8 protein-coding genes are annotated in these 7,319 nt (G+C 40.2%); 1 reads left to right on the plus strand and 7 read right to left on the minus strand.

Annotated elements, in window-relative coordinates; translation table 11 throughout:
• The coding region (locus E0485_RS24095; protein WP_132420592.1) for a sigma-70 family RNA polymerase sigma factor at window positions 1-218 on the minus strand (218 nt) is incomplete at its 3' end.
• 764 nt (window positions 219-982) lie between these two features.
• The gene (locus E0485_RS24100) at window positions 983-3,034 is read right to left on the minus strand and encodes a peptidoglycan D,D-transpeptidase FtsI family protein (RefSeq protein WP_132420593.1); all 2,052 of its coding nucleotides are present in this window, start codon (window positions 3,032-3,034) and stop codon (window positions 983-985) included.
• 446 nt (window positions 3,035-3,480) lie between these two features.
• Here E0485_RS24100 and E0485_RS25270 point away from each other — a divergent pair, with 446 nt between their 5' ends.
• On the plus strand, window positions 3,481-3,630 hold the full coding sequence (locus E0485_RS25270; protein ID WP_165921284.1) for a hypothetical protein: 150 nt from the start codon (window positions 3,481-3,483) through the stop codon (window positions 3,628-3,630).
• A gap of 247 nt (window positions 3,631-3,877) precedes the next feature.
• Here E0485_RS25270 and E0485_RS24105 read toward each other — a convergent pair whose 3' ends face one another.
• The 5 genes from E0485_RS24105 to E0485_RS24125 all read right to left on the minus strand — a co-directional run.
• Entirely contained in the window at window positions 3,878-4,744 is an 867-nt protein-coding gene (locus E0485_RS24105; RefSeq protein WP_132420594.1) for a DUF1648 domain-containing protein, read from the minus strand.
• A gap of 265 nt (window positions 4,745-5,009) precedes the next feature.
• Complete coding sequence (locus tag E0485_RS24110; RefSeq protein WP_132420595.1) at window positions 5,010-5,339, minus strand: hypothetical protein; 330 nt, start codon at window positions 5,337-5,339, stop codon at window positions 5,010-5,012.
• Between the two features lie 55 nt (window positions 5,340-5,394).
• Window positions 5,395-6,237: a tyrosine-type recombinase/integrase gene (locus E0485_RS24115; protein WP_132420596.1), complete on the minus strand. Its 843-nt coding sequence runs from the start codon at window positions 6,235-6,237 to the stop codon at window positions 5,395-5,397.
• 112 nt (window positions 6,238-6,349) lie between these two features.
• Window positions 6,350-6,814: a VOC family protein gene (locus E0485_RS24120; RefSeq protein ID WP_132420597.1), complete on the minus strand. Its 465-nt coding sequence runs from the start codon at window positions 6,812-6,814 to the stop codon at window positions 6,350-6,352.
• Window positions 6,815-7,019: 205 nt separating this feature from the next.
• Window positions 7,020-7,319 (minus strand): GyrI-like domain-containing protein (locus tag E0485_RS24125; RefSeq protein ID WP_207911050.1); only part of this gene is annotated, 300 nt, incomplete at its 5' end.

Below are 7,319 nucleotides of genomic sequence, written 5' to 3' on the forward strand. Positions count from 1 at the left end.
AGGCATAAGTTTGATGCAATGCGATAAACCCACGTTTTGTAAGAGGACTCCTGCCTGAATGAGTTCCAATTTTCCCAGACGCGAATAAAGGTTTCTTGAACGGCATCGTCTGCGTCATCGATCGATCCTAACATTCTATAACAGAACGATGTTAACTCCGGCTTTAAGCTGTCAAATAACTGAAGTCCTAATGTATTTCCAATTAAAAATTCGTTCATTTGGACCTCCAAATGTAAAAATAATAGATAATTAGAAGAGACTCCACATTTTTTTGAAAATCCTTCTACATTTGCAACTAAACTGCCCGTTAGCTTAATGAAGTAATAGTATTAGTTATACACAATTTCACAAGTGTGTATGTTCGTTCTGATGATCTCTAAATGCCATCCTAGCGTCATATCTAAACCGTTGATATCCCGATGAGAGCTTACAAGCTATTCTGGGCATCCACAACCAGAGTATTCTCAATGAGCCCCTTGGAGACACCCTTCCTGCGGATGTCTCACTCTACCTGTAGGCATAGAGCTTCCTATACAGTTTTTTAAACTGTGCAGTGGAGGGCATCCCCAGTTCACTGCAATATCTTATATCCCATGTCAATTCCTCTACTCCGGAGGATTCTTTGCTATTGTCCCAAGATCTTCACTGTTTCCATGTCCTTCACCTAAGGACGCAAGGTTCGGCTCCCCTTTTTCCTCTTACGAAGGCTTTTGGATGACGGGCAGAATTCACTTTATATTACGGCCTGGTTTATTGCTCGCTCTGTCTCTGACTGGTACTTTCATCGATGCGCTTCTACGCGCAGATTTTTCCACGTCGGTATCCTAACTACGAAGGTGACTTAACCCCTCCTTCAGTTGAACAATCTCCAACTAGATAATGTGTGCATACGTACACCCCACACACGCAAAAAATGGTGTCCAAAGTGGGACACCCTCTTTCTTTTGAACAATAATTTAACTGTTAATCGCGATATTATCTCTTAATTAGATTGCTTAACAACTCCATTTAATCGAATATATTGATCATACGCATCAAAAATCTTACGAGCAATCGGGGCCGCCCCATAAGAGCCAAAACCACCTTCCGGGACTACTATTGCAACTGCTAGAGTGGGATCCTCAATTGGAGCATAGGCAATAAATACAGCATTATCGACTTTCTGTCCATTCAGCTCTTGTGTTGATGTTCCGGTCTTAGTTGCCACAGTGTAATTCACACCTTCAAAGCCTTGCTTACTAACATCTCTCATCCCTTTGATTACTATATTCCAATATTCATCTGGAAACTTAGTATCGTCTAATACAACTGGTTCAAAGGTCTGTAAGACCTCGCCTTCATAAGTGGTGACTTTCTCCACAAATTGAGGCTTCATTCTTTTACCCTTAGAGGCTAGAGTAGCTGCATATTGAGCTAGTTGAAGCGTCGTATACTTCTCGTTCTGTCCCCATGAAGCACGCACAAGTGCTGATAAGGAGCCCTCTGTTTTGGCTAGATCCTGATATTCACTAATACCGTCATCCTCATAAGGTAGATCACTGCCTGTTACAACACCTAGTCCAAACTTATGCAAATATTCATCCCATACCTTAATCCCGTCCATTTTGTCACGAATAGACAGCTTTTGACCAATCATTGCAGCCATGTATGTGTTGGAAGATACACGAATTGCGTCTGTTGGTCCGATTAAGCCGTTTGCTTTCACCCCTGAATTAGTAATCGTGGCTTGCTTCCCTACCATACCGTAAGAAAAAGATCCTGTATCGTTATATTTCGTATTCGGAGTAATTAGGCCTTCGTTCAGACCAATCAATATAGATAACGGTTTAATAACCGAGCCCATATACACGATCGAACCCATTCGCTTCGTACTCTCCTCAGGCGGTAGCTTTGGAAAAGCAGTGCGAATCGTTCCGTTATTAATGATCGGTAAAATTTCGTTATAATTTTTCCCTGAGATGCTTGGAATCCAAATGTTCGTATCATAGTCAGGCATAGATGCCATGGCAACTACCTTGCCTGTCTTAACTTCCATAGCTACCGCATAGCCTGTATAAGCATTCGGATTATTATAGTATTTGTTACTGGAACTCATCGAGCGCATATATGCAGTATGATCCATAATGGCCTTTTCCGTGATAGTTTGAATGTCCTTCTGAATCGTCAAATACAGATTATGCCCCTTCTCAGGCCATGCAATTTCAGGCTTACCGATAATACGATCGGCAGCATTAACTGGATATTTCTTCGTGCCTGATTTGCCTCGGAGCTCATCTTGATACATCAACTCAATACCGTCAAATCCGACAAATTCTTCCGAAACATATTCATTTGCCAGCTCTGGATCTTTATATTTCGCTAAGCCCGATTTCTCCTCTCTCCCTACGCTATACGGACGCATGTATCCAACCAACTGCGCAGCAATGGCAGTTCCATCTTCCTCTGTTGAGTACGTACGAATACTCTCCTCTGAAACCTCCAGCCATTTGAACTCATCACGATGCTCCATGATATATGCAATCTCCTGCTTTGATAGATCAGCCTTAATTCGTCTTGGTATCCATATCGAACCTGGACCTTTTGTCTCTATTTTGTTAAGGTTATACCCCACATCCATAGCCGTTATGATTTCTTCCGCAGTTGGCATTTTAGAGCTAGGATTCCCTTTTTCTTTGAAAATTTTCTCCAATTCATATGCCAGTGCAATCACTTCATCCTGCATCTTGTTCTGTCCAACCTCAACACGGAAGAATAGAGACTGCACTGATACCGTATAAGCTAGCGGAAACGAGTCCTTGTCATAAATATTTCCGCGAATCGGCGCAATTTGCATTGGGCGATAGAGCAGCTTGTTCTTCGCCGCGACCAGCTCTTTACCTTCAACAAACTGAAGAATTGCTAATCGTACGAGCAATACAGAAAACAAAACAAACGTTATAAAAAAGAACAAATTAATTCGAACTGAAAAATTGCGTTTCTTCGTCAACTCCTGCTTCTGAGGATCACCATCTGTATGTAATGATTGAAACTTCATTTTGTATAAATTCCTTTCCATATAAGTTGAACTAATGATTTGCTTATAATGCTTTTCTCAACAGCTTTTTTCAATAGTTCAGTTTAATAGTAATAAATATTTTCAAAATTTTCAAATTAAATACACTACTGATCATACACTTTCCAATAACATATTTTTTAATTTTGTATAATAAAAACTAATTTAAAAAATGGACGAAGACATCATTAATGAGATTGTATTTCACATATCGACTGTTCGGTGATCTATGTAATCAAAACCTACTGGTTTACCTTCACGGCCACAACCTGCTATTTGGATCAGTTTTTTAGATATGTAAGTATTTGTAACGCGATAAACTTATGATAAATTATTTTCAAATCATATTAATGCAGAAGCACCGCAAACAATGAGGATATCAACCTCATGTTTGCGGTGCTTTTTCGCTATTCAATTGGAGGCATATCGTGTCCATGACGCCAAAAGAGATCAATACTGAAATCGCTCTTTTTCTAAGCAGTCATCAAAGATTAATTAATGGTTATCCTTTATTTGTACATAATGGCGCTACATCCCGATTATTTGCTGTAGCAATTTTTACGACAAACCTTCATTAACAAGAAGACCGATTCTGGTAAACTTCACATAGTTAGTGGCAACGTTGATTGCGACAAGGTCATGTCCACCAACTGCAAGATGACATGTCACGTATTTCTCGACATCAACTATCGCCAAAAGCGTAGTATTTTGACGAACGATTGTTTCTCAACTATCCTGCCCGTTACTTCAGTAAAGAGTCTGACTGCTCGTCAGCCAGCGATCCTATTAAAATAACGTTCTCCGTTAGTTCAATCAGAAGTATTTTTAAAACCCTTTACTAACGAAGACGTATAGGATGATTAAGGCTATTATGATTAGGATAATGGGGATAGCGAAATTGATGCTAAGCAGAGATATCATGTTTAGTTGCACGACGGAAAACAGGATAACTATTAAGAAGCTTGCTGTAATCATAAAACATGACCAAGTACGGCGGAAAGTTACGTCTTGTCTGATGGAACGGTTAGGATCAGTGGGTTGAACCTGCTGCTTCACTCTGCGAATACTCCAATTCTCAAATATGAACAAAAGTGTTATGAACACTTGGATTATCGTAGGCATAAACACAGAACTATAAGATTTAGCTGCATAGCGGTCTACGTTCCAACTGCTGTTGTAATGGATCGGAATCTGATCAGGAATCAGATCGTAGTTGCGTAGCACAGTTACAATACTAACAACAATAATTAAACCATGAATGAGGAACCAATTACTAGACAAGCCAATGTTTCTTTTCCGAAATCCAGTGTCCACTGCCATGATCGATGGTTCCGGAGCAATAGGCAGCATAGGTAGTAAACTTTTCAATCTGAAATGATAGCTAATGTTTATGACTAGGGAGATTACGACCATGGCGAGTGAATAAGTGATAATGATCCAACTTTGTTGCTTGGAATGTTCATCACCGTATATTAGGCAGATGATACAAACAATGAATAGGATGGTATGCAAGGTAGCACTAATCCTAGCATATGACTTCCGCATCTGGCGCAGAGGCTCACTGTGGTATTGTACAGCGCTGACGGTGACCCCAAAACTAATCGTCTCTCTTGTTAAATAATGCATGCTTACCATGAGTACAATGGTAGGTACAAATACAAGGATCATTACTATAACAGGCATTATCGTCATATCATTCGCCTCCTCTTATACATAAGTGTGTATTCGAAAACTCTATAACCCTTATAGCATGGGTGATTCATCACTATGCCTTTTTGCGTATGATTATCCTATTAACTTAGGATAGGTAATCGACTTGAACATAAATTTAATTATAATCGATTTTAGTGACTATAAGGGTGAAATTTACATTTTATCCCGCATTTTAATTGAGCATTCCTGCCAAATAGTGTAAAGAAACCAGGGAGCGGATACTCGCGATTTGTCCATTGTAGTTCTAGGTTTTGTCTCCATATTCCATTCGTTCCAGTAGCCGTTTATTTTCATTAAAATCCTTCTCAGTTAATCGACCTAATTTCATTTTGGCAAGTAAAAGGAGGTCTTTATAATCTGTGTAGTTGAAGTCTTTATAGATCTCCTGATTCTTCTTATGGAATTGATGGATTAGCTCTGTGAGTTCGAAATAAGGCAGCGAACCTGATTTCCAATTCATAAAAGATTGATACAAGGGTTCCAGGGTTTCTTCAGTTACAAATTTGTGATACTCCTCAATTAGTTCTCGCTCTTGCTGTCGTTTTTGTTGTTTAGGGGTTAGTCTGCTCTCCAAGTTCTATGTCTCCTTAAAAGATACATTCTGCTTTATAATGCTACCATACTCCGATCTAAAAGAACCGACGATAAAGTTCTCGCCGGCGTTCACCACGCAACTGAGCATATATCTGTGTGGTTGATGCTTTTTCATGGCCCAGCATGCCTTGAATGAAATCTAAAGGTGCTCCGTTATCCAGGAGCTGGCATGCATAGGTATGACGGAAGCGATGGGGATATATATTTGCTTCGATATCTCCACGGTCTGCAAGCCGCTTTAATACCCATCTCAGTGTTGGGATGGCCATTCGTTTAACCGGATTTGTATCCGTTACAAATAGGGCTTTACATGAGTCCTCACGACTGGCTAAGTACTTCTTCAACCATACTTTACACTCGGTGGTGAAATAAACCTCTCTCTGCTTTGAACCCTTACCATTTACAATGGCTGAGCAGTTCTCCCAGTTCAGATCCTCAATGTTGATTTTCTCCACCTCTCCAATTCGGCAACCCGTGCTGTACAGGAACTCAAGCAGAGCCTTTTCCCTTAGTGTCTGGCATGAGATTTTCAAATGGATAACATCTTCCTCCATTAAAAATTTTGGAATACGTTTATCCATTTTTGGTTCGCGTAATTTAAGTGATGGATTTGGAGGTAGGTACGTTTCTTCATAAGCGAAACGGAAAAGTGAACGTACAAAACGGATGCGATGTCCAAGACTGCTTGGTTTCAATCGATCAGACTGCTTAGCTAAATATTCCTTCAGCATATTCAAGGTTATGTCAGAAATATCTAAGTCACCGAGTTCCGATATCAGCATCTTGAGCTGTAAGGCATATGCTTTCAATGTATTCGGACTAAACCCCTGAATTCGTTTATCTGCTTCATATTGACACCATAAATCACTTAAAATCATAATAAAACCTCCCAACAGAGCAATTATTACTAGTTTGCTTTCTAATGGAAGGTTTTAAGACTGCGATATTAAACTAGCGTGTCCCATTAGCGTAATAGTTCTGCTTAATCGATTATGGTTGCCAAGCTTCCCATATGTTACCGTCCGGATCAGCGAAAGTTATGTTGGGTCCACTTGTCACACGTTCTCCTAAAATATTTACTCCGTTTTCCTTAAAACGTTCAATTAGTTCCTGGATCCGTGGAGTAATGAAGCATGCCATTGCATGGGGTTTGCCGCTGTCCAATGACCATGAAAAGCGTAATCGACCGCCTTCTTCGTCCGATTGGTGAAGGAATAGAGCAGGCACAACTTGCCTTAAACCAGGTGAAGGCAGGATTCCATTCCGATCGGGAAAATTCAAAACAGCCATCACCATCCCAGGCTCAACACGGTCGTTGTTTGCAGGTTGATACCCTAAATTATTTTGGTACCATTGAATAGACTCGTAAACATCATTTACTGGTACGTAAATACAAGTTATACCCGTAATGTCTTCCAGTCTTTCTTCCACTTTGATTTCATCGTTCGCCTTCATTTCATACCCTTCTTTCTTTTGGGATTTGGAATAACAATTACAAACATTCTACTGCCCGTTAGCTAAATAAAGGGCTCCCACTCGGCAGACCTTTTGGTACTAATCTATAGTGTCCAGTACGCTGAATAAATAAAGATATTGATTCATGCCAGGACGTAGAAAGACCCACAAACGGTGCTTTGCAGGGTCATTCCTCTTTCGTCGACTATTTCTCTTCGATTGGCGTATTAATCTCTAGCTCACTTTCAGGTGAAGTCGGATTAAATCTTTCGTCCATCAACTCCACTACCCAACCTTTACTATGTTTGTAGCCATTCTCATCAATCCAACGGTTAAGAGAAGCATAAGCATCACCTATTTTCCAAATCTCACCTTTGTGCGTATAGACAGCATAAGTGTAAACAGGAGTGGTCTGGCTTACCATTCCTTGTGGAATAGAACCAATCTCTGTGACTTGAGCGGTTGTATAGTAGGTTCCAAGGTTATCGGGTGCATAATTACCTGG

Origin of the sequence: Paenibacillus albiflavus (assembly GCF_004344915.1) — a bacterium.
In the GTDB taxonomy this organism is placed as follows: Bacteria; Bacillota; Bacilli; order Paenibacillales; family NBRC-103111; genus Paenibacillus_AM; species Paenibacillus_AM albiflavus.

Excerpts from the sequence above, each read along its gene's own strand:
- E0485_RS24105 (WP_132420594.1), bottom strand. The coding sequence starts at position 4,744 with ATGACGATAATGCCTGTTATAGTAATGATCCTTGTATTTGTACCTACC.
- E0485_RS24115 (WP_132420596.1), bottom strand. The coding sequence starts at position 6,237 with ATGATTTTAAGTGATTTATGGTGTCAATATGAAGCAGATAAACGAATT.
- E0485_RS24100 (WP_132420593.1), bottom strand. The coding sequence starts at position 3,034 with ATGAAGTTTCAATCATTACATACAGATGGTGATCCTCAGAAGCAGGAG.
- E0485_RS24120 (WP_132420597.1), bottom strand. The coding sequence starts at position 6,814 with ATGAAGGCGAACGATGAAATCAAAGTGGAAGAAAGACTGGAAGACATT.